The organism is Methyloceanibacter caenitepidi (genome assembly GCF_000828475.1).
GTDB classification, from domain to species: domain Bacteria; phylum Pseudomonadota; class Alphaproteobacteria; order Rhizobiales; family Methyloligellaceae; genus Methyloceanibacter; species Methyloceanibacter caenitepidi.
Window position 1 is genome coordinate 2,982,985 of sequence record NZ_AP014648.1, and the last position, 19,675, is coordinate 3,002,659.

21 protein-coding genes are annotated in these 19,675 nt (G+C 62.5%); 10 read left to right on the forward strand and 11 right to left on the reverse strand.

Annotated elements, in window-relative coordinates; all coding sequences use genetic code 11:
• Nucleotides 1–9: 9 nt before the first annotated feature.
• A complete protein-coding gene (locus GL4_RS14300; protein WP_052464601.1) occupies nt 10–1,281 on the reverse strand; it encodes an Nramp family divalent metal transporter in 1,272 nt (423 codons plus the stop codon).
• A gap of 120 nt (nt 1,282–1,401) precedes the next feature.
• Between GL4_RS14300 and GL4_RS14305 the strand changes: the two genes are divergently transcribed.
• Entirely contained in the window at nt 1,402–3,033 is a 1,632-nt protein-coding gene (locus GL4_RS14305; protein ID WP_045368509.1) for a phytoene desaturase family protein, read from the forward strand.
• Here the strand turns inward: GL4_RS14305 and GL4_RS14310 are convergent.
• On the reverse strand, nt 3,008–3,484 hold the full coding sequence (locus GL4_RS14310) for an SET domain-containing protein (RefSeq protein WP_045370237.1): 477 nt from the start codon (nt 3,482–3,484) through the stop codon (nt 3,008–3,010). The genes GL4_RS14305 and GL4_RS14310 overlap by 26 nt on opposite strands.
• Before the next feature lie 270 nt (nt 3,485–3,754).
• On the opposite strand from GL4_RS14310, the gene GL4_RS17610 reads away from it, so the two are divergent.
• From GL4_RS17610 to GL4_RS14325, 3 genes are all read left to right on the forward strand, one after another.
• Nucleotides 3,755–5,038 (forward strand): acyl-[ACP]--phospholipid O-acyltransferase, encoded by a 1,284-nt coding sequence (locus GL4_RS17610; RefSeq protein ID WP_045368511.1) that lies wholly within the window; start codon nt 3,755–3,757, stop codon nt 5,036–5,038.
• Between the two features lie 29 nt (nt 5,039–5,067).
• A complete protein-coding gene (locus tag GL4_RS17615; RefSeq protein ID WP_156137635.1) occupies nt 5,068–6,171 on the forward strand; it encodes an AraC family transcriptional regulator in 1,104 nt (367 codons plus the stop codon).
• A 150-nt stretch (nt 6,172–6,321) separates the two neighbouring features.
• On the forward strand, nt 6,322–6,870 hold the full coding sequence (locus GL4_RS14325; protein WP_045368513.1) for a hypothetical protein: 549 nt from the start codon (nt 6,322–6,324) through the stop codon (nt 6,868–6,870).
• A gap of 27 nt (nt 6,871–6,897) precedes the next feature.
• On the opposite strand, the gene GL4_RS14330 is transcribed toward GL4_RS14325, so the two are convergent.
• A complete protein-coding gene (locus tag GL4_RS14330; protein WP_082025808.1) occupies nt 6,898–7,956 on the reverse strand; it encodes a Vgb family protein in 1,059 nt (352 codons plus the stop codon).
• 240 nt (nt 7,957–8,196) lie between these two features.
• Here GL4_RS14330 and GL4_RS14335 point away from each other — a divergent pair, with 240 nt between their 5' ends.
• Together GL4_RS14335 and GL4_RS16950 are read left to right on the forward strand one after the other, a co-directional pair.
• The gene (locus GL4_RS14335) at nt 8,197–8,904 is read left to right on the forward strand and encodes a vWA domain-containing protein (RefSeq protein ID WP_172653370.1); all 708 of its coding nucleotides are present in this window, start codon (nt 8,197–8,199) and stop codon (nt 8,902–8,904) included.
• A 107-nt stretch (nt 8,905–9,011) separates the two neighbouring features.
• Entirely contained in the window at nt 9,012–9,668 is a 657-nt protein-coding gene (locus GL4_RS16950; RefSeq protein WP_156137636.1) for a hypothetical protein, read from the forward strand.
• Here GL4_RS16950 and GL4_RS14345 read toward each other — a convergent pair.
• Entirely contained in the window at nt 9,661–10,278 is a 618-nt protein-coding gene (locus GL4_RS14345; protein WP_045368515.1) for a TetR/AcrR family transcriptional regulator, read from the reverse strand. The genes GL4_RS16950 and GL4_RS14345 overlap by 8 nt on opposite strands.
• Nucleotides 10,279–10,489: 211 nt before the next feature.
• On the opposite strand from GL4_RS14345, the gene GL4_RS14350 reads away from it, so the two are divergent.
• Entirely contained in the window at nt 10,490–11,437 is a 948-nt protein-coding gene (locus tag GL4_RS14350; RefSeq protein ID WP_045368516.1) for a homocysteine S-methyltransferase family protein, read from the forward strand.
• A 10-nt stretch (nt 11,438–11,447) separates the two neighbouring features.
• Here the strand turns inward: GL4_RS14350 and GL4_RS14355 are convergent, their stop codons facing one another.
• Both GL4_RS14355 and acuI read right to left on the reverse strand, forming a co-directional pair.
• Nucleotides 11,448–12,074, reverse strand: a complete 627-nt coding sequence (locus GL4_RS14355) for a glutathione S-transferase (protein ID WP_045370248.1) — start codon at nt 12,072–12,074, stop codon at nt 11,448–11,450.
• Nucleotides 12,075–12,121: 47 nt separating this feature from the next.
• The gene (gene acuI / locus GL4_RS14360; RefSeq protein ID WP_045368518.1) at nt 12,122–13,096 is read right to left on the reverse strand and encodes an acrylyl-CoA reductase (NADPH); all 975 of its coding nucleotides are present in this window, start codon (nt 13,094–13,096) and stop codon (nt 12,122–12,124) included.
• Nucleotides 13,097–13,391: 295 nt separating this feature from the next.
• On the opposite strand from acuI, the gene GL4_RS14365 reads away from it, so the two are divergent.
• Nucleotides 13,392–13,733, forward strand: coding sequence for an EF-hand domain-containing protein (locus GL4_RS14365; protein ID WP_045368521.1), 342 nt, complete (start codon nt 13,392–13,394; stop codon nt 13,731–13,733).
• A 96-nt stretch (nt 13,734–13,829) separates the two neighbouring features.
• On the opposite strand, the gene GL4_RS14370 is transcribed toward GL4_RS14365, so the two are convergent.
• Both GL4_RS14370 and GL4_RS14375 read right to left on the reverse strand, forming a co-directional pair.
• Nucleotides 13,830–14,264, reverse strand: a complete 435-nt coding sequence (locus GL4_RS14370) for a YybH family protein (protein WP_082025688.1) — start codon at nt 14,262–14,264, stop codon at nt 13,830–13,832.
• A gap of 107 nt (nt 14,265–14,371) precedes the next feature.
• Nucleotides 14,372–15,634, reverse strand: a complete 1,263-nt coding sequence (locus GL4_RS14375; protein ID WP_208430885.1) for a cytochrome-c peroxidase — start codon at nt 15,632–15,634, stop codon at nt 14,372–14,374.
• A 275-nt stretch (nt 15,635–15,909) separates the two neighbouring features.
• Here GL4_RS14375 and GL4_RS16955 point away from each other — a divergent pair, with 275 nt between their 5' ends.
• Nucleotides 15,910–16,524, forward strand: a complete 615-nt coding sequence (locus tag GL4_RS16955) for a TMEM175 family protein (RefSeq protein WP_172653372.1) — start codon at nt 15,910–15,912, stop codon at nt 16,522–16,524.
• A 120-nt stretch (nt 16,525–16,644) separates the two neighbouring features.
• Here the strand turns inward: GL4_RS16955 and GL4_RS14385 are convergent, their stop codons facing one another.
• Entirely contained in the window at nt 16,645–16,908 is a 264-nt protein-coding gene (locus GL4_RS14385) for a glycine zipper domain-containing protein (protein WP_052464613.1), read from the reverse strand.
• Nucleotides 16,909–17,173: 265 nt separating this feature from the next.
• On the opposite strand from GL4_RS14385, the gene GL4_RS14390 reads away from it, so the two are divergent.
• A complete protein-coding gene (locus GL4_RS14390) occupies nt 17,174–17,854 on the forward strand; it encodes a DUF2270 domain-containing protein (RefSeq protein ID WP_045370256.1) in 681 nt (226 codons plus the stop codon).
• Nucleotides 17,855–18,740: 886 nt separating this feature from the next.
• On the opposite strand, the gene GL4_RS14395 is transcribed toward GL4_RS14390, so the two are convergent.
• On the reverse strand, nt 18,741–19,145 hold the full coding sequence (locus tag GL4_RS14395; RefSeq protein ID WP_244462628.1) for a cupin domain-containing protein: 405 nt from the start codon (nt 19,143–19,145) through the stop codon (nt 18,741–18,743).
• A gap of 133 nt (nt 19,146–19,278) precedes the next feature.
• A complete protein-coding gene (locus GL4_RS14400) occupies nt 19,279–19,593 on the reverse strand; it encodes a nuclear transport factor 2-like protein (RefSeq protein ID WP_045370259.1) in 315 nt (104 codons plus the stop codon).
• Nucleotides 19,594–19,675 lie beyond the last annotated feature (82 nt).

Consider the following 19,675-nt stretch of genomic DNA (forward strand, 5'->3'; position numbering starts at 1 on the left):
TGCTCTGGCTCAGCCGAGATAAGGCCTAAGGCCAAGATAGCTGAAGAAGGCGAGCACCACGCCGAGCGCCACGACCGTCACGGGCCGGTTCGCGAACTGCGCGCCGACCCAGACGTGGCGTCCGTTGAAGACCAGCAGCGTGGCCGCGAGGGCCGGGAACAGCCAAGCGCCAATTACAGCGTAGAACATTTGCACGTCGCGAAACCGCCAGAACAGACCGACCATCGGCACGATGGCGATCGCCACAAGAAAGGCGCGATAGGGCGTCGAGTTTGTGTCGATCTTCGCGCGCTCACCGTGCGTGCCGGTCAGTAGAGCCCAACTGTCGGCGAACAGATAAGGGACGCATTGCCAGACACCGAGAAGGCTGGAGAAGACGGCGCCGAACGTGCCGACTAGAAACAGCCATTTGCCCGCCGGCTCCATGACCTCGTCCAGACGCTCGGAAAGCGTGACCAGCAATTGCGCGCCGCTTCCCTCGATCGTGACGCTGGAGCCAATGATCACCATCGCGATCCCGAAGATCGCAGTCATCGCATAGCCGGTGAACAGATCTAGGCGGCACAGCGCCAGGTCATCGGGCGCGTCCCGTTCCTCTTCGCGCAGCCAGTAGCCGTAGCAAAGCACGGTCAGCGTCCCGCCGACGCCCCCGATCAACGCGAGCGTCCAGGTCACGCCCTCGCCGCCTGCCTCCGGGATGCGTGGCACGAACAGGCCTTCGAGCACGGCGCCCGTTCCAGGCCACAACAGGATGGCCGTGAGCACGACCGTCGCGAACATCACGCCGATGCAGACGCGCATGACGTTCTCGAAGAGCCGGTAGCCGCCGAACCAGACGAGCACCAGTCCGATGAGGCTCGCGATGGCCCCGAAGACGATCTTCCCGGTTTTGGCCTCGGCAAAGACGGGCACCATCGCGTGGAGCGTAGCGCCGGTCGCGCTCATCAGCGCGGAGCCTACGAAGAACGACCACAGCAGCAGATAGGGCAGGAACAGCCACAGCGCCCAGCGCCCAACCCGCGCCGCCACGCCCTCGATCAGTGTCTCGCCCGTCGCGATCTGCCACCGCGCCAGACCCTCGGTCACCACGAATTTCATCGCGGCGCCAACCACCACGGCCCACAACACCGCCGTACCGAGCAGGCCGCCGACGAAACTCCCCGTGGCAAGGTCCCCCGCCCCCACGCCGGTCGCCGCCAGCAGCAATCCGGGCCCGATCATGGCCGCCAGCGAACGGCGTCGCGTGGTGCTGTCGGCTGGCTTTGCGTCCCGTTCCGGCATCTGTTCCCTTTGTGGCCCGAACCAGCGAATGTCCCTGCGGGCGGCCCTGGTGCAGTAAGCTAGATAGCGCGCCGGGGACATGCCTGTCTCGCCCCGCCGAAGAAGGACCGGATCGTTTGGATGGCAGCCACAGTGAACAGCAGCCCAGACATCTTCGATGTCGTGATCGCGGGCGGCGGTCACAACGGGCTGGTTTGCGCGGCCTATCTCGCCCGGGCGGGGCTCCGCGTCAAAGTCCTGGAGCGCCGACATAGGATCGGCGGAGCGGCCGTGACCGAAGAGTTCCATCCCGGCTTTCGCAATTCCGTCTGCTCCTACACGGTGAGCCTGCTCAATCCGAAAGTGATCGCCGATCTCGATCTTCACGGGCATGGCCTCCACATCGTCGAGCGTCCGGCGATGAACTTTCTCCCGCTGTCCGACAGCGACTACCTCCTGACCGGAGAAGACCGCACCAAGGGAGAGATCGCTAAGTTCAGTGCGCGGGATGCCGGACGCTACGACGACTACTGCTTCCATCTCGACCGCATCGCCGATGCGCTACGTGGGTTGGTTCTTCAGCCGCCACCTAATGTCAGTGCCGGATTCAACCTCACCACCTTGCGCGAGATCGCCCGTACCGCCGCCCTCGGCAAGCACCTCGGCCGACTTGGGCTAGACGGGCAGCAGGACCTGCTGGACCTCTTCACCCTGTCGGCAGCGGACTTCCTCGATCGCTGGTTCGAGAGCGAGCCCATCAAGGCACTGCTGGGCTTCGACTCCATCGTCGGCACCTATGCCAGTCCCTTCGATCCCGGCACCGCCTATGTGCTGCTGCATCACGCGTTTGGCGAAGTGAACGGGAAGAAAGGCCTTTGGGGACACGCCATCGGCGGGATGGGCGCTATCTCCGACGCCATCGCCAAGGACGCGCGCGCCCATGGCGCGGACATCGAGACAGGCGCAGAGATCAGCGAAGTGGTGATCGAGGCGGGACGGGCTGCCGGCGTCGCGCTCAGAGGCGGCAGGGTCGTCAAAGGCCGCGCAGTGGCCGCAAACATGACCCTCAAGCGCCTCTACACCGAACTCTTACCCAAGACCGCCGTACCGCCCGATTTCTTGGCACGTATGGAGCACTTCAAATACGGCTCGGGCACGTTCCGCATGAATGTCGCCCTGTCGCGGCTGCCGGACTTCAAATGCCTGCCGGGCCCCGGCGATCATCTCGGGGCCGGAATCGTCATCGCGCCCAGCCTCGACTACATGCATCGCGCCTACGCCGATGCGCGCGAGAGTGGCTGGAGCCGCGAGCCGGTCGTGGAGATGCTGATTCCGTCGACCATTGATCGGACTTTGGCGCCGCAGGGCGCGCACGTGGCCAGCCTGTTCTGCCAGCACGTCGCGCCCATACTGCCCGGCGGCCGCTCCTGGGATGAGGCGCGCGACGAGGTTGCCGATCTGATGATTGCGACGGTCGACCGCTATGCGCAGGGCTTTGCGGAAAGCGTCATCGGACGGCAAGTTCTGAGCCCGCTGGACCTGGAGCGCGAGTTCGGCCTCACAGGCGGGGACATCTTTCACGGACAGTTGTCCCTAAACCAGCTGTTCTCCGCGCGGCCCGCCCTCGGCTATGCCGCCTATCGCGGCCCCATCGAGGGCCTCTATCACTGCGGGTCGGGCGCCCATCCTGGCGGCGGCGTCACGGGTGCGCCCGGCCACAACGCGGCCCGCGCCATCCTCCGCGACCTCAAGCCTTTTTCTTTTCTTTCTTAGTCTTCTTCTTTTTCGCTTCCTTAGCCTCGACCTTTGCCCATTGCTTCTCGGACATGCACTTCGGACAACGGCAACCGATCGGCTTCAAGAAGGCATCGAAATAGGATTTGCCGTAATCGTAGCCGAGCTCCTCGCCGGCCTTGATCTTGCGCTTGGAGAACACCCAGACGCGCTTCTTGTAGACCTCCACCTCGCAGTTTGGCTTGCAGGAATGATTGATGTAGCGCGCGACATTCCCCTTGTACCAGCCGTCGATCGTCTTCTTCTTCGTGACCTCGAACAGGTAGCGGCTGCGGCTCGTGTACTCTTCTTCCCGAGTGAGCGTTCGCCCGAAATATTCGGTGATGCAGACGCCTTTGGGGATGTCTTCCTTAGCGAACAGCCCCTTGCCGGCGCGCGCCTTCTTCACGGCGAGATCGAACCCGCCGGGCTTGTATCTGGATTTCGTCATTGCCTCACAGCTAACCCGGCGTTTGATCCCGCCGGTCCGGATGCCCCCTCAAACTCGCTTGTCGATATAACCGCGCTTTCGACTCAGCGGTTCCGAATCTCCAGCGCACAGACTGTAGACCGTTTCCTAGCCGCTTGCCGCCGGACACCGCAAGCACGCATGTGCTGGAACGATCCAACGAGCATGGAGCCTGTCTTGTAATATTCGCAAGCGTCCTCCACGCTGCCGGTCCCCAGGGAACAAGCAAACGCGGCCTGCCCCGTACGGACCATGACGGAACCAACGAGCGAAACCGACGACCGAAGCGAGAGGCGCAACGAGGCCGTGCTCCTCGGCCAAGGCGTCTCGGGAGGTGTAGCGAACGAACTGACCAGCGTTGGGCTCGTCCTGCCATTTCTCTACACAACCATCGGTGCACCCATCTTCTTTGCGGGCCTGCTCGTGCCCCTCAACACGTTCGCCAAGCGCATTTCCCAGATCTTCGCGGCAAGGCTCGTCGGAACCGCACGCTCCAACACGCCGATCATTGCGCTCGCGACCCTGACCATGGCGGCGTCCATCGTGCTGATCGGCCTGACATTCAGCGCCATCGCCCCCTGGTGGGCCGTACCGATCTTTCTGGCCGTCGCCGCGGTTCTCGGCGCCGCGGCCGGCGTCAACGGGCTGGCCTTTCAAGACCTGATCGGCCGCTCACTTGCGAAGGAGCGCCGCAGCCGCCTTCTCTTTATCCAGTCGAGCATCGCGGGCATCATCGTCGTGCTCGTGGCGTATGGCTCGCAACAATTGCTGCAGCCAAGCACATCCCTTGCAGCCCACCAGGAACTGATCTGGCTCGGCGTCGGGCTCTACATTCTGGCTGCCGTTCTGGTCCTTGCCGTCCGCGAGCCGCCCAAGACCGGCGCGGTCGTTAACACAGGCAACGGCAGTTTGGTCTCGGAACTCGCCGGGAATTTCCGGATCGCCTTCGGGCTGCCCTGGTTCGGCAAGTTTCTCGTTGCGCGGGCGCTGTACCTGTCGATCGAGCTCGCCATTCCTTTTTTCTCGATCCATGCCGCGACATTCCACGGAGAAAGCATCAGCGGGCTGAACACGCTGGTGATTGCGGCCAATATCGGCATCTTCGTGGGCGGCTTCCTCTGGGCGCGCATCGGCCGCCGCTCCGTGGCGCGCATCATGGTCCTCGCGTCGTTTCTCGCTTGCGCCGCCGGACTGATGGCCCTGGGCATCGAGTTCGGTGCGGTGCCGCCGACGCTGTTCTGCTACGCGCTTGTGTTCGTCGCGATCGCGCTCGGTGCTCAAGGCGTGAAGAACGGCCGGACGCTCTACCTGCTTGGCCAAGCCAAGGAGCACGAGCGCCCCTACTGCATTGCCGTCGCGAACGTCACGACCGGCGTGGTGGCCGTCGCACTCGGCGCAGTGCTCGGCGCGCTCGCGGGACTGAAAGGTGTGGCGTGGCCCATCGGAACGCTGATCGTTCTCAACATTGCCGCGGCCATCTACACGCTGCGACTTCCGAAAGAAACCGATACCGAAACGCCGGGACGAGAAAAGTAGCCAACGCTTGTGAAACCAACACCTATTGCGTGCGGTTCGAGCAGACCTTAGTAATCGATGTTTGTCTCTGCGTATCCCATAGCATCAGCGCGGAAACCGGTCCGGTGTCGATTGCGCCCCAAAATTCAGTCTTTCCGATAACGCGGGCAGCCGGGTTTGGCTCGCTGCCACATCTCATAACCGAATGGGAAAGCGAGCGGGCGCTTCACAAGGCCTTTCACGCGGAAGGGATTCCTCTCTCGGCGATCGACGACCCGAGTCTGTATGTTCCTCAGCCGGCCATGGTCGGCGTATTCGAACATGCGGCCAGAAGCGCCGGTCGCAGGGACTTTGGTCTCCACGTGGGCCAGAGGATGCGTTTTCATACCTTCGGCCTGTGGGTGCAGTACTGCGCGCAGGCGCCGACGCTAAACGAGGGTATGGCGCGGGCCCGCAAGACCCTCCAATTTCACCAAAACTGCGCCCACTTCTCGCTGGAGCGGGAAGGCAACTATGCCCTCTGGCGTTATCGCCCAAGATTTAAGTTTGAGAAGAATACGCAGCATGCGGATCACCTTATTTTTCCATTGCTGCACTCCATCCAGGCGTTTCTTGGCCACTCGTGGCGTCCTGCCTGGTTCGAGTTGAACTATCCGCGCGATGCGGAGGCCCATATCATCGAGGAGGCGCTTCCGGCGCCGGTTCGCTTCGGTCAGAGCGCCATCGGAGTCGCGTTGCCCCTCGCATGCCTGTACCAAAAAGGGCCCGGCGCGCTGTGCAATCCGATTACGTTTCAAGACGTCCAGGCAACCGAGACTCTCCCCTACCTACAAGATCCGCTGCGAACGATTATGGCGATGGCTACCTTACGCCTTCGGGATGGGAAGACCGACATCGACGGGATTGCTCACATGGTCGGCGTCGGCGTGCGCACGTTGCAGCGCTATCTCGGTTCCGACGGCATGAGCTATCGCGATCTGCTGGCGGCCGTGCGCTCGAAACGCGCGATGGAGCTGTTGCGCGACACCGACATGACAATTACCGAAATCGCCCTGTCGCTCGGATACTCAGAGCATGCAAACTTCACCCGGGCCTTCACGCGGTGGACCGGCAAGTCCCCCCTTCAGTATCGGCGCGAAAGACTGGGGTATTAGGAGAGCAGGCTCATTCCCGACCACGCGCGGCGCGACCTCAACAAAGCGGAACGGGCGTTGGTCGCCGCAACTCTAGGAGCGGTCACTTGGGCGTCGGACAGCTCTGCGATAGAATTCCGCGTAAGGAAAACAGTGTCGGGAATATTGACCATGAGGGCCATCGGCATCGCCAAGCGCATCGGCGCCGCCTGTCTATCTGCAGCCGCTCTAGTGCCGCCGCCTGCCGCCGCCGAGGTGGAAGGAGCGTGCGGCAAGGCCGTGGGTACCTTTCTCACGACCAACGAACTGGAGAATAACGGCCGCATCGGTACGAGCCGCAGCTTGCTCGTGCTGACGAACGGCGGTCATGCCCTGCGGTTCGATTCCGACGAAACCTCCGCGGCCATGGACACCCGCCCGTTCGGCAACAGCGCCGGCACGTGGCGCTGCGAGGGTGTCGACGACGACGGCACCGTGCGCCTGACCGTCACGACCCTGGACTTCACCTATGCAAATGCCGAAGGCGACACGGGGCAGATTGCGCGGATCGATGCCAGCGGAACCTATGCGCCAGAGACGGAGACCATGTCCCTCGAGGCAGCCCTGGCGTTCTTGCCCCTGAACGCCGAGGCCCAAAGCGCCGATGCTCTCTCGGCGGCGACGGGCAATGTCCTCATTACCCTCACCGGCAAGAGGATCGACCTGCCAAAGGCACCTTAGCCGCGCGGCACCCGCCCGCCCGGCCGGTCACTCATCGGCCTTCGCACCATCTGACTTCGCAGCGTACGGCTTCGCGGCTTGCACCTTGCCGATCGTCCCGCTATCGGCGCCGAACCAGATCAGGTCCGATTTGGGATCGAACATCATATGGCGCACCGTACCGCCACCAGAGGGAACGGACGTTGTCGATATGATCCTCTCCGCCTCCGTATCGAACTCCACGATCTGATTGGGCTGCGGCCCCGTTTCGGCGACCCAAATACGGCCCGCGCCGTCGAGGGCCGTGCCATAGGGCAGGCTCTTGTCGCCGGCGGGAAGGTCCCATTCCGCGAACGCCTTTGTCTTGGGGTCGAAGCGGCCGAGTTTCCCGCGCGTATAGTCGGAGTACCAGACCCTGCCGTCATCCGTGATCTCGAGCCGGCGCGGCTGCGCTTCGGCCTCCGGAATGTCGTACTCGGTCAGGCCGAGTGACTCCGGATCGATCGACGCCAGCTTGTTGGTGCCGAAGAGCGCGACCCAAGGAGTTCCGTCGGGGCCGACCTTGATGCCGTAGGGACGCGCACCCTTGGTCGGAACCGGTATCAGATCCACTTGCCGGTCGGCGAGCCGCAAGCGGCCAACGAAGTTTCCATGCTGAACCGTGAACCAGATATGGCTCCCATCCCCATCGAAGACCAGCGTGTGCGGATCCTTGGCCTTCGGGTCGGGCATCTCGATCCGTTCGATATTATCGGTCTTTGGATCGTAGCGGCCGATATAGGCGTTGCGATTGCCTGCGAACCAAACAATGCCGTCGGAATCGACAATCAGGTTGTGCGGACCGGCGCCTTCGCCGAGATCGCGCCGGAAGAAATCGCCGCTCGAAGGCGTGAGACGCCCTAAATATCCATTCGCCTGCCCGACGAACCAGATCTCGTCCTCACCGGCAGCGAAGGGATCGCGCGGGCGCCCGTCGTAAGGCACCTTCCATTCCTGGATCTCGACGACGCCGCCGGAAGCGAATGAGCTTGTCGGGAGTGCAATCGCGAGCACCGCAGCCAATGCGGCGACAGGAGCGATACCAAAACGCGGATCAGGACGAAACATCAGGACCTCCTTGAAATCAGCTTCGTATGCCAGGGTCGTCCAACCCATAACGAACAGTCCGGGTCCTGGTGTGACCGAACAGGCGCCCCGTCATCAGGTTTCCGTGATCGCCCGGTCGGATCTGACACCCGCTCGCGGCTTTCGCTATACTGAAGCACTCAGGCTCATGCTTCCGGAGCACCAATGCCGTCCCGCCATCTGCGCCACGCGACCCTATTGCTGCTTACAACGATCGCAATCGTGGCCACAGCAAACGTCCGGGTGCCGGCGGCACAAGAGGTGCCGTTTGACGACCAAGACCGTCCCTATTGCACCGAGGACGCGATGATCGTCTTCGATGCGTCGGGCTCAATGGCCGGCAACACGGTCCAGGGGCTGTTCAGCGACAAGACCCGCATCGGCGAGGTCCGCGCGGCGCTGGCGCAGGTCTTACCGGGCGTCACACGCTTTCGGAGGGTGGGCCTCATTACCTACGGCCCCGGACCCTATCAGCAATGCAATGTGCGGCTGAACTTTCCGCCCGAGCCGAATGCCAGCCAGCACATCCTAGGCATCGTCAACGAGATCAACCCCGCTGGAAAAACGCCGCTCGTCAATGCGGTGGTCGTTGCGGCGCGGATTTTCGAACATGTATCGGCACCAGGGACGATCGTCCTGCTCACCGATGGTGAGGAGACGTGTGGCGGCGACCCTTGCGAACTCGGCAAGCTGCTCAAGCAGAAAAGCGAACATCTCACGGTTCACGTCATCGGCTATCAGCTAAGGAGCTTCCGCTGGACCGGGGCGCAGAGCTACCTCCAAACGAAGTGTCTCGCGGAGGAAACCGGCGGCTACTACATCACAGCCGACAACCGCGAGGATCTCATCGAGGCGTTCCGCAAGACGCTGGGCTGTCCCATGATGTCAGCTCTTCCCCACTCCGCCCTCCCCCACGGCGCATTGCGCTAGCCCGTGGCGAGCCGACATCCCGCGCGGAGCCGTGTCGTGCGGGAACGGTCTTCCGGCTGACAAATGGCTGGGCCATACTCGCAGGCGCTGCGGGGGACAGACAGCCAATGAAGCCATCCCACCTTTTATTTGTGACGACGATCGCGACGGGTACGCTCTATGTTGTGAGCTTCGTTGTGCTCGGCAATGAACGCCCGACGATCGAGACCGGCGGGCCAGAGGTCGTCTCTTGGCTCACGGAAAACGGCACTCGGGCGCGGACTTACGCTTGGCTGTCGGCGCTCGTGTCGATGGGCTTCACTGTGCTTGGCGGACTTCTCGCAAGCGTGATGCCCAGACCCCACCGGTACATCTTCCTCGGCGGCGCGCTAGGCTTCGCGGTCACCGCTCAGGTGCAAGCCTGGTTTTGGGCGGGGCTTGCCTTTCACCCGCAGGACCTCCCTCCGGGAACCGCGCGGGTGCTGCTCGACATCACCCAGTTTTGGGGACCGGTCGTCAACGCCTCCATGGTCGCCATGGCCGCGCCCGTCGCGGCCCTCGGTATCGGCGCCGACCCCACCGTCCCCCGCTGGCTCGCGTGGCTCAGCGCTGTGTTCGGTGTCGAGCAAGCGATCGAGACCATCACCGTGTTCGGCCGGTCGGGCTTCATTGCGCCGGGCGGCGCCATGAACGTCTATCTCGGCGGCGTGCTCGGCTTTCTCTTCGTGGTGGGTCTGCTGGTGTGGGCCATGCCCCGCCTGGACCGAACCGCGCAGGCTACTTGAGCCGGGGCGAAAACAGCAGCTTCACGTATGACCGCAGGAGCATGATCTGCCGCGCGGTGATCGATGGCTCGGAAACAGCGCGCGACATCACGATGCCGCCCTCGATCACGGAGCTGACCATGTCGGCAAGATCGTCCAGCACGACATCGTCGTGCGGCGGGTAGACCGCGACGATCGCGTCGAACATCTTCCGGAATCTTTTGCGCCACCCGAGAACCGCACGCCGGTTTGCTTCGCGGACGTCCGGGTTGAAGAGCCTGTCTTGATAAACGGCCGTCGCCACGATGCATCCGGGATGGCCGTTCGGCATATCTTCAATCAGCTCGGCCAACAGTTTGAGTGCAATCAAAGCCACCTGCAGCGGATCGTCGGCGAGATCCTTTGCGCGCGTGAACACATCATCGAAGAGCTGATCCTCGATCTCGATGTGGCGCTCGATCAAAGCGTGCGCCAGCGCGTTCTTGTCCCGGAAGTGATAGAAAAAGCCGCTCTTGGTCAGCTCCGCGCTGGCCACGATCTCGTCGATCGACGTGGCGTCGAACCCCTTCGTCAGGATAGCGTCCTGCGCCACGTCGAGAATCTTCTTCCGTGTGTCTTCTCCGCGCGCCACGCTCTGCCCTTCCAAAAACCTGACTGGTGGTACAGTACCACCGGTACGGTTTTTACGTACCTCATAGGCGGCGTCTGCTCGGATGAACACGCACGGCATTGAAATTGCGGCCTAAAATTCAGTGCTCATTCTGCACCGCAAGTCGCCTTGTGCCACCGCCACCAAGGTCTACATACCGTGTCTCACATTCAACACGACGAGGAGACGCACGATGGCCGATGTTCAGGCGCTGCTTAAGGCCGACCGCCCCTTCCTGACCGACGGCGGTTTCGAGACGTGGCTGTTTTTCCAGAAGGGCTTCGAGGCACCGGAGTTCGCGGCGATTGTGCTCATGGATGACGAGGACGCACGCGCGGCGATGCGCAGCTATTTCGACGGCTTCTTGTCGATGGCGGAACGCGCAGGGACTGGCTACGTCCTCGATACCAACACCTGGCGCGGCTGCACACGTTGGGGACCCGCACTCAACAAGTCGGAGTCCGACATGCTGCGGTTGACGGAGGATGCTGTTTCATTTGCAAAAGATATCCGCGACGCATGGCAGGCTCGCGTTTCGCCGATCCTGCTGAACGGCGTTGTCGGACCGGCCGGTGACGGTTATTCGCCCGATGAGTTGCCGACGCCGGAGACCGCCCGCGCGATGCACCGGCCTCAAATCGACGCTCTGGCCCGGTCGGGCGTGGATATGATCTCGGCAATCACCATGACCAATACGGGCGAGGCCACCGGCATTACCCGATGTGCGGCCGCGTTCGGACTGCCCGCAGTCATATCCTTTACGGTCGAAACCGATGGACGCCTACCCACTGGCGAGTCGTTGGGCGAGGCCATCGATAGTGTCGACGCGGCGACCGGCAACGGGCCGCTCTACTACATGGTGAATTGCGCCCACCCGGATCACTTTGCGGAGACGGTAAAGTCGGACGCGTCCTGGGTCGGGCGCATTGGCGGCGTACGCGCAAACGCATCGCGTATGAGTCACGCGGAGCTCGACAATTCGGATACGCTAGACCAAGGCGACCCCGAAGAGTTCGGCACACTTCATGTGGAACTCGCCAAGCGCCTGCCGGGCCTGCGCGTGGTCGGCGGCTGCTGCGGCACGGATCATCGCCACGTGGGCTGCGTGTCGAAACACCTGCATGAAAAGGCGGCCGCCTGAACGCGGCCGATCAAACTTCGACGCCCTTCTTCGCGTAATAGGCCTTGATCGAGGGGTCTTTCATGACCCGTTGGAAGTGCTCGATGAGTCCGGGCGCGACCTTTTCAACAAGGTCGGTCGGCACGTGGTCCAAGATGCCCGACGTGAATTGCCGTGTCAGCATCGCCACTTTGAGATCGGCGATGGTGAGGCGGTCGTCCGCGAAGTAGCGCCCGCCGTGGTCAGCCAGGTTCTGGTTCAGCCGCTTGAGATAGAGCGGAAACATGCCCTCGACCAACTCCTCGCGCCGCGCCTTCTTCTCGTCGTCCGGCATGAACATCGTCGGCACGATCTCATTCATGAGGTCCTCCACGGCATCCATGGTCTCGTCGCATAGCGCGGCTTGCCAAAAATCGGACGGATACAGCCCCGTCAGCTTGCCCACATAGCGGTTGATCGCATTCGACTGCGTCAACGTCTTGCCCTCGGCCACGAGCACCGGCAGCGCTCCGAAGGGCGTGCTGGCCTTCCGCTCGGGCCAGTCGGCCATCGGAACACGGTCGTCGTCGAAGGGAACCCCGCCCATTGCGAGTGCGAGCCGTGCGGGTTCGCCGCGCCCGCCGTGAAAATCGAAATAGGTCAGTTTCAAATCGCTCATCTGCGTTTCCTCACCTGTTCTCGGAGTCTCGTTCGTCCGGACTCCGATCATATCTCGACGACCAAGCGGCCGCGGACCTTGCCCGCCAGGATATCGTGAGCCGCTGGAATGACCTCATCACAAGCGATTGTTCGGGTCATCGACGCGAGTTTGTCGAGATCGAGATCCTTGGCCAGCCGGGCCCAAGCCTCGATGCGCCGCTCTTTGGGCGCATAGACGGAGTCGATGCCCAGCAGCGACACGCTCCGCAAAATGAAGGGCATGACGGTGGCGGGGAGGTCCATGCCGCCGGCAAGACCGCAGGCGGTCACGGCGCCGCCATAGCACGTCATGGCGAGAGCATTGGCCAGCGTGGTCGAGCCCACGGTGTCGACGCCTACGGCCCAGCGCTCCTTCGCGAGCGGCCGAGCGCGACCGCCGAGTTCGCTGCGGTCGATGATCTCGTTCGCGCCAAGCGAGATGAGGTAGTCGGCCTCCTCGGCGCGCCCCGTCGAGGCGATCACCCGCCAACCACGTCCCGCAAGAAGCGAGATTGCTACCGAGCCGACCCCGCCTGCGGCGCCCGTGACAAGGGCATCTCCACGATCCGGCGTCATGCCATGCCGCTCGAGCGCGAGCACGCACAGCATCGCCGTATAGCCGGCAGTGCCGATAGCCATGGCTTGGTGCCGTGAAAGACCTTCCGGCAAAGGGACAAGCCAATCGCCCTTCACGCGCGCCCGTTCCGCGTAGCCGCCGAGGTGGGTTTCGCCGAGGCCCCAGCCGTTCATGACGACCTCGTCACCGGGCTTGAAGTCCGAATGGTCGGATACTTCCACGATGCCGGAGAAATCTATCCCGCCGATCATGGGAAAACGCCGAACGACAGGCGCCTTGCCGGTGATCGCCAAACCGTCCTTGTAGTTGACCGTGGAATGGGTCACCCGGACCGTGACGTCGCCCTCCATGAGTGCGTTTTCCGGGAATTCCCCCAGCTTGGCGGTTGTTCCGTTCTCGGCCTTATCAATGACGATTGCGCGCATTCTGAACCTCAAGTCAGTGTTCGATCAGTGTGCAGTATAGTTTGCGGCACGAAAGATACACCGAAGCTGCGGCCCAGCTTTGCACGTCGCCGAAACCGCCGGATCAATCCCATATCCGGTTCGGATAGTGTCCCACGGCGTATTTGGAAGTCTTGCCCTTGATAAAGCGTTCAAACAGGCCCCCCGTTGTAGGGCCGTAAAAAACGCGGCGGGGCCAAGGCGCGCTTCTAAGGCGCGCTTCTACTGTGGCCTGAATGAGAAGTGCCAAGTCACGCATCACTAGGGAGAATTTGCAATGTCTAAATTCTGGGCCGCGCTCGTTGCGGTCATCATGCTCGCGGGATCGCCCGCCCTCGCCGCCAGCTGGACCGACGGTTTCAAGACCTGCGATACCGACGGCAGCGGCACGGTGAGCCGAGCCGAGTGGAACTCGTGCGAGTCCAAGGTCGGCGACCCGACCATGAATCCGACCTTCCGAACCATGGACAAGGACACGAACAACAGCATCGATGAGGCGGAATGGGCCGGCGGCGAAAAGCAGAAGATGGCCATCGGCAACAATTGCCAGAAAGCCGAAGGATCCTGGTGCCCCTGCCAGAACAATCCTAACGATCCGGCCTGCCAGAAAAAGAACTAGCTCCCACTGCCTTCGACAGCGGCTTCAAAGGCGTTTGGCGGCAAGCCAAGCGCCTTTGTCGCGTTTTGGCGCGCGGCATGGCGTGTGGCGTGCCAATTAGGGGCCCGCGAAGGCCTCCTCCCAGTAGGCAAGAGCGTCTGCGTGATGGGCGATCATCTTCCATGCGCCCAGCTCCTTGCGGAACACGCTGGACTCCCGGACATTCGTCTCGTTCGTTTGGCCGTCGGGCTGGCGCACCTGCCCGCGCGTCAAATGCTGGACCGCTGCTAGATCGCCGCAGACGACAACATGAACCTCGGCCGGAGCGACCTGTCCGCCGGAACTCTTCTCGGCCTGCGCCTGCCAGTCCGCGTACGTCGCCTCCCAGCCGACGCGGAACGTTCCTTCGGCGCCCATATAGGTTACGTCGTCGGCGTGGGAGTAGAGATCCGCCAAAGGCTTCGGATCGCCGTTCAACATGGCATTCAGAACCACGATCCATTGGTCCACGGCCGCACAAACCGCCTTCTCCTCGCTCAATCGGTCAGTCATATGAAGTCCTCCCAGCAAGCATCCTCGTGGCGCCGACGGAAGCGCTCAGTCTCGTCCCGCGCAGTCCAATCGCGGCTCTCGCGACGTCCCCCTACTTCGTCTAGGGCCTAGCGGCGCAAGGGTGCCTCGGATTCAGGGGTCAGATCGTTGTCGAGACTGTCGTCGGTCAGCGTCTTGAGAAAGGCGACGATTGCAGCCTCCTCCTCTTCAGTCAGACCGAGATTTCCGAGTTCTGTCTTGTTGACCGTCTCGGGCACCTCGGGCTTGGGCCAGCCGGTCACGCCGAAGCCGGGATCGGCAGCATCGGGCACCTCACCCAGCGTGTCGCGCGTGTTGTAGAAGTGGACGATCTGCTCGAGCGTCGCAAACACGCCGTTATGTCCGTAAGGCGCGGTCAGCTCGATGTTACGTAGCGTCGAGACCTTGAACTTGCCTTCCTGCGAACCGTCCGGATGCTTCGCGGCAATGTCCGGGCGTCCACCTAGGCCGAGATCGGGCGGCAGCTTGTCGACGCCGTGCAGCTCGGCAATCCGCGGGTTCACCGGAATCCCCAGATTGTCATAGGTGAAGTCCGTAAACAGCGTATGCGGATAGTTCTCGGGCGGCGTGCTGGTATGGCAGTTGGCGCACATGGCCTTGCCGTTGAAGAGCTCGAGGCCGAGCTTCTCCTGCGCGGTCAGTTCGGCCTGACCCGCAACGTAAAGATCGTATTTGGAGTTGAACTCGGCAAACTCGTCGGTCGGCTCGAAAGCTGCGATGGCGAGCCCGAATTTTGGATAGACCAAGTCGATCTGGTTCCATTTCAGATCCACGCCATAGAGCCGGCGGAACGCTTCCAGATAGACCGGGTTCTCGGCGAGGCGCGCAAGGACCGCCTTCTTGTCCGCCATCGCCATCTCCAGCGGATTCAGCGGCGGGCCGACCGCCTGATCGGCAAGCGAGTTCGCGCGCCCGTCCCAGAACTGTCCGCCCACATACGATCCATCCGCCTCGCTCCAATGGAAAGGCGGGCTAAAGGTCGCATAGGCCGATGTCTGCGCGTTGCGGGTGCCGTACTTGCCCGGCACGGAGCCCGGCGAAACCGGCATACCTTCGGGGTCCGCGGCGCTGCGGGGGTCGGCGAACCCTGCGGAATGCGCATGACAGGTGACGCAGCCCGTGTTGCGGTTCGCCGAGATATTCAAGTCGTTATAGAGCATGTGCCCGAGTTCGACCGTATCTGGCGGCGTCTCCGTCAAGGGCAGGTGATCTGGAACCGCCGTCGTTTCCGCGGATACGGACCGAGGCGCCGTTCCAAGCCCGATCAATGAAAGCCACACCACAGCGACGAACCCTGCCCTCGCACGAAGCCCGATCGGTCGTCCCAACATACCCAGCCTCCCTCCAGCTGCGGCCAAGGCGGATTGCCCCACGAAATCCATTTCGCGCCTCGGCCGGCGTATCCGAGTACAACGAGAAGTCTAGATCAGGATGAGAAACCCCACCAACACAGTTCGATGGCTTGCCGCTTGAAACTTCTGCGACAGCCGGGCATTTCCGCACTGCGAAACCTACACGGCGCTCACAGCGGAACGGTTGACCGAATCGCGGCTTCGGCCCGAGGATGGCGGACGCGGCTCCGCCGCGGCAGCTGAACGGGGGCAAAATGCCGAACGGCACACGGATTGGTGGGACGAGGAAAGCGGCCGGTTTCATCCCCACGCGCCGGCTCGAAGCCCTGACCGACGCTGTGTTCGCGTTCGCAATGACGCTGCTCGTGCTCAATATCGAGCTGCCCGACGACTTCGACCCGAAGACGACGCGAGACTTCATGCAAGGCCTCGCCGGACTGTCGGACACGTTCATAGCCTATCTCATCACCTTTCTCGTGCTCGTCGCCTTCTGGTCCGGACGCGCGCAAGCGACACACGAGCCGGAGATGGCCAGCCCGTCCTACGCCCGCGCGACGCTGTTCCATCTCCTGTGGGTGACGGTGCTGCCCTTCTCGATGCTGGCGGTGAGCCGCTACGACGTGGCCGGCGCCGTATGGCTCTATAGCGCCAACATGATCCTTCTGGCCGTGACGGGCATTCTCATCAGCCGCGCCACCAAGCGCGACAGCGGCCGCGAGGACGCGGGCGACGGCCGCATCGAATTCGGCCTGCTGATCGCCTCGGCCATCCTCTCGATGCTGATCAGCCTCATCTCGCCCGACTACGCCATGCTGGCCTATGTGCTCAACTTCGCCGCGCCGTTCCTACGCCGGCGTGTGGACGGATAGCCGTCGCTGATCGCCATAATCGATCGCCTTAAATTCTGTTGCCGGAAGGAAAAAACCCCGCTCGGGGGGAACGGGGTTATCGAAGGCCAATGCCAGCGGGGCATCCAGTGCCCCATGCACCTACTCGTCCTTCGTGTCCTTCTCGTCTTCTTCCTTGTTCTTCTTGATCGCGCCGGCGGTTGCGCCAGCGGCGGCGCCAACAGCGGCGCCCGTGGCCGCTCCGCCACCGGTAACGGCACCGACCGCGCCGCCGATCACGCCGCCTTTGACAGCGCCTTTCGCGGCACTTGGATCGTCCTCCGCGCTCGCAGGCGTTACCGCAAGGGCGGCAACCGGCAGCGTGGCGCCGAGCGCCAAAGCACGAAACGCTTTACTCATCGTCATTGTCCGTTTCTCCTTTTTCGTATGGCGCAAGGATTAAGATACCCCCCGGCGCAATCGCGGCCGTTGGGAAACCAACGCGAAAGCGCGGTTTTTAGTCCTTGTGCGTCCTATTGAAACGCGCGGCGCTGCGATTGGTTGCAGCCGATGCCCCCTGACGCACCGGGCTCCTTGGCTCTCACCTCACCCACCAGGGTGACCACGGGGCCGAAAACGCGGTATGCTGATCCGAGAAGACGACGCGGCAAGAAGGCCACGCGGTAAGGGCATGGAAGCACCCAGGTCACTCTCGCTCCCCTACGAGTTCGATGGGGCATCGGTCGGCGCGATCGCGCATCTGTATCGCGGCGAAGTGTACCGCAGCACGATCTGGCGAACCCGTCTCGACAACACGACAAACTGGGCCGTGGTCACGCTCGGCATTGCGCTCTCGATCACCTTCTCCAGCCGCGAGGCCTCGCCGCTGCCGCTCCTGCTCGCAGGCATTCTGTGCGTCGTGTTCCTGATCTTCGAAGCGCGGCGATACCGCTACTTCAACGTCTGGCGCGCCCGCGCGCGCTGGATGGAGAACAATTTCTATGCGCCGATGCTGGACCGGGACCACATGAAGCCGGCCACCGGCTGGCGCGAGGTGCTCGCCCGCGATTATCGCGAGCCGCATCATCACATCACCTTCGCGCGCGCCATTGGGCGGCGCTTGCGCCGCAACTACATCTGGATCCTCGGCATACAGACCATCGCCTATTACGGCAAGATCGCCATCGACCCGACACCGGTCACAAGCTTTTCCGAGCTCGTGCAGCGCGCGACCCTCGGCCCCGTCCCCGGCGAGCTCGTCCTCGTCGGCGGCGTGTTCTTCAGCGGCGGCTGGATCGCGTTCGCGTTGTGGACCCTCTACCGGGACCGCGCCAAGCACGGAAAAGGCCCCGCCCGCGTCGCCATGGGTTAGGACGGGGTGATTCAGCCCCGGGTGGCCATCCACGTCTTCTCTGCCGCCTCTCAAATTCGTGGATGCCCGGATCAAGTCCGGGCATGACAGGTCAGAAGACAATCGGGCACGCCAAGGCATCCCGTCGCGTAGACACGACAAGGGCTCGGCAGATTCTCTACGTCTCCTAAATCAGACCCGCGAAGCGGGACTTGCGGGGCGCTGGTCGGCCGCCGTCCTGTATTAGTATTGGGCAGCCTTCCGGCGCCCCGCATGGCGTATCGAAGTCGCCCCGCGACATGATTCACAAGCCGTGAAGCGACGCCTCGACGCCGCGGCGATATTGCAGCCCCCATCTCCACTTATCTCCTGCCGTTCGGTATGGACCCTTCGAAGGAAGGGCACGCCCGCATGGTGGGACCTTGGATGACTACGCCCAAGGCGGGAGGTAAGGGACCCCTGAGGCCGTTCCGTTGCTCATGATGCGGGGGTCCGGGGTGTTAGCCCATCTTTACCGCACCTTCCTCAGGCGCCGCGTCCCCCGCCCCGAGAGCAGACGGTCTGCAGCTCGCGTCCTCATCGAACGAGGGATGAAGGCAGTATACGGCAGTTTTTGGGGGTGGGGATAAGGTTTGGGCGCGCAGGCTAATCAAGTCCGGAGTGACACTTTCTTTCTTGCGCTACTAGCCTCCGGCCTACTTGAGCGCGCTCCTCTCTGCCTTGTCATAGCCCGGCTTGACCGGGTGATCCGATAACAACTGCCATTTCGGATCACGACGGGCGCCATCTACTGGATGGTCGCGTACGCGGGCATGACAGCCGACATCCGAGGGCGGGGATGACGTACTTGGCTGATTTCCGTTTCGTAGCAGAAGCAGATGGTGCCGAAACGTTGCACCTGCTCCACTTACGGGGACTTGCGCGGATCGTCGCCGGGATTGACGTAGGTGATGTCCCAGGGACCAGTCGCAATCAATAGAACGACGGACTCTTCATCGTTCCACAGATAGTGCGGATGGTCGGCCGGCAATATGAAGCTCGAACCTATATCGAGCAATTCGCCCTTCTCTCGGTCAAGCCGGTCCCCAAAGCCGTTTCCGACTCTCCCTTTCAGCACGGTCACGACCTCGGTGAAGGGGTGCGTATGAGCCGGGATCACATAGTTGGCGGGAAACTTGAGATACGCGATGAAGACGCCGGCTTTGCTGGGATCACCGACCACCAGAGCACTCCGGGCGCCGCGGGGGAGGATCGGTTCGTCTTTCCAATCAATCGTACCTTCTTCGAATACTTGGTGAGCATCTGCAACCATGCGTTCGATTTGCTGATCGCCCGCAAACGACGGGCTTGCCAACAAGCACAACATTGCGGTCGTCGCCAAAGTCTTCATCGAGTTCTCCTGATCCTGTCGTGTTCCACCTTCGTCACGCGCCAGTGGACTTCCATCATGCAATTACCAGTCGCGCAATTTTGTCGCCTTCCAACTGAAAGGCATGATCGAGTTCGACCGGACTGCCTGGGAACTCGCCCGAGATACGGCAGGTAACCACCGCTTGGTCTCCGCGGCGATCCAACGCGAGCACATCTTGCCGGAAGCTGATTTGTCCCACCTCTTCACGCCAACGCAGTATGTCGCGTCGTCCGCGATAGCTACGCCGCTCGTCGGTAACAACACCCTCATCGGTGAAGCAGTCAGCGATCTGTGTCGGTGTCGTGGCAGAGAAATAGCGAGCGATCGGTGCTGGGAGTTCGTCTGTCATCGCGCTGTTCCGTGTCATTGTTGTTGCGGCTATCTGTGATTAATCTCACCAGAAGACAAGTACGCACGAAAAAGTTGGGTAC

What these genes read in the sequence shown, in the direction of transcription:
- GL4_RS14300 (WP_052464601.1), bottom strand. Translation starts at nt 1,281, where the DNA reads ATGCCGGAACGGGACGCAAAGCCAGCCGACAGCACCACGCGACGCCGT.
- GL4_RS14305 (WP_045368509.1), top strand. Translation starts at nt 1,402, where the DNA reads ATGGCAGCCACAGTGAACAGCAGCCCAGACATCTTCGATGTCGTGATC.
- GL4_RS14310 (WP_045370237.1), bottom strand. Translation starts at nt 3,484, where the DNA reads ATGACGAAATCCAGATACAAGCCCGGCGGGTTCGATCTCGCCGTGAAG.
- GL4_RS17610 (WP_045368511.1), top strand. Translation starts at nt 3,755, where the DNA reads ATGACGGAACCAACGAGCGAAACCGACGACCGAAGCGAGAGGCGCAAC.
- GL4_RS14325 (WP_045368513.1), top strand. Translation starts at nt 6,322, where the DNA reads ATGAGGGCCATCGGCATCGCCAAGCGCATCGGCGCCGCCTGTCTATCT.
- GL4_RS14330 (WP_082025808.1), bottom strand. Translation starts at nt 7,956, where the DNA reads ATGTTTCGTCCTGATCCGCGTTTTGGTATCGCTCCTGTCGCCGCATTG.
- GL4_RS16950 (WP_156137636.1), top strand. Translation starts at nt 9,012, where the DNA reads ATGAAGCCATCCCACCTTTTATTTGTGACGACGATCGCGACGGGTACG.
- GL4_RS14350 (WP_045368516.1), top strand. Translation starts at nt 10,490, where the DNA reads ATGGCCGATGTTCAGGCGCTGCTTAAGGCCGACCGCCCCTTCCTGACC.
- GL4_RS14355 (WP_045370248.1), bottom strand. Translation starts at nt 12,074, where the DNA reads ATGAGCGATTTGAAACTGACCTATTTCGATTTTCACGGCGGGCGCGGC.
- acuI (WP_045368518.1), bottom strand. Translation starts at nt 13,096, where the DNA reads ATGCGCGCAATCGTCATTGATAAGGCCGAGAACGGAACAACCGCCAAG.
- GL4_RS14365 (WP_045368521.1), top strand. Translation starts at nt 13,392, where the DNA reads ATGTCTAAATTCTGGGCCGCGCTCGTTGCGGTCATCATGCTCGCGGGA.
- GL4_RS14370 (WP_082025688.1), bottom strand. Translation starts at nt 14,264, where the DNA reads ATGACTGACCGATTGAGCGAGGAGAAGGCGGTTTGTGCGGCCGTGGAC.
- GL4_RS14375 (WP_208430885.1), bottom strand. Translation starts at nt 15,634, where the DNA reads ATGTTGGGACGACCGATCGGGCTTCGTGCGAGGGCAGGGTTCGTCGCT.
- GL4_RS16955 (WP_172653372.1), top strand. Translation starts at nt 15,910, where the DNA reads ATGCCGAACGGCACACGGATTGGTGGGACGAGGAAAGCGGCCGGTTTC.
- GL4_RS14385 (WP_052464613.1), bottom strand. Translation starts at nt 16,908, where the DNA reads ATGACGATGAGTAAAGCGTTTCGTGCTTTGGCGCTCGGCGCCACGCTG.
- GL4_RS14390 (WP_045370256.1), top strand. Translation starts at nt 17,174, where the DNA reads ATGGAAGCACCCAGGTCACTCTCGCTCCCCTACGAGTTCGATGGGGCA.
- GL4_RS14395 (WP_244462628.1), bottom strand. Translation starts at nt 19,145, where the DNA reads ATGGTTGCAGATGCTCACCAAGTATTCGAAGAAGGTACGATTGATTGG.
- GL4_RS14400 (WP_045370259.1), bottom strand. Translation starts at nt 19,593, where the DNA reads ATGACAGACGAACTCCCAGCACCGATCGCTCGCTATTTCTCTGCCACG.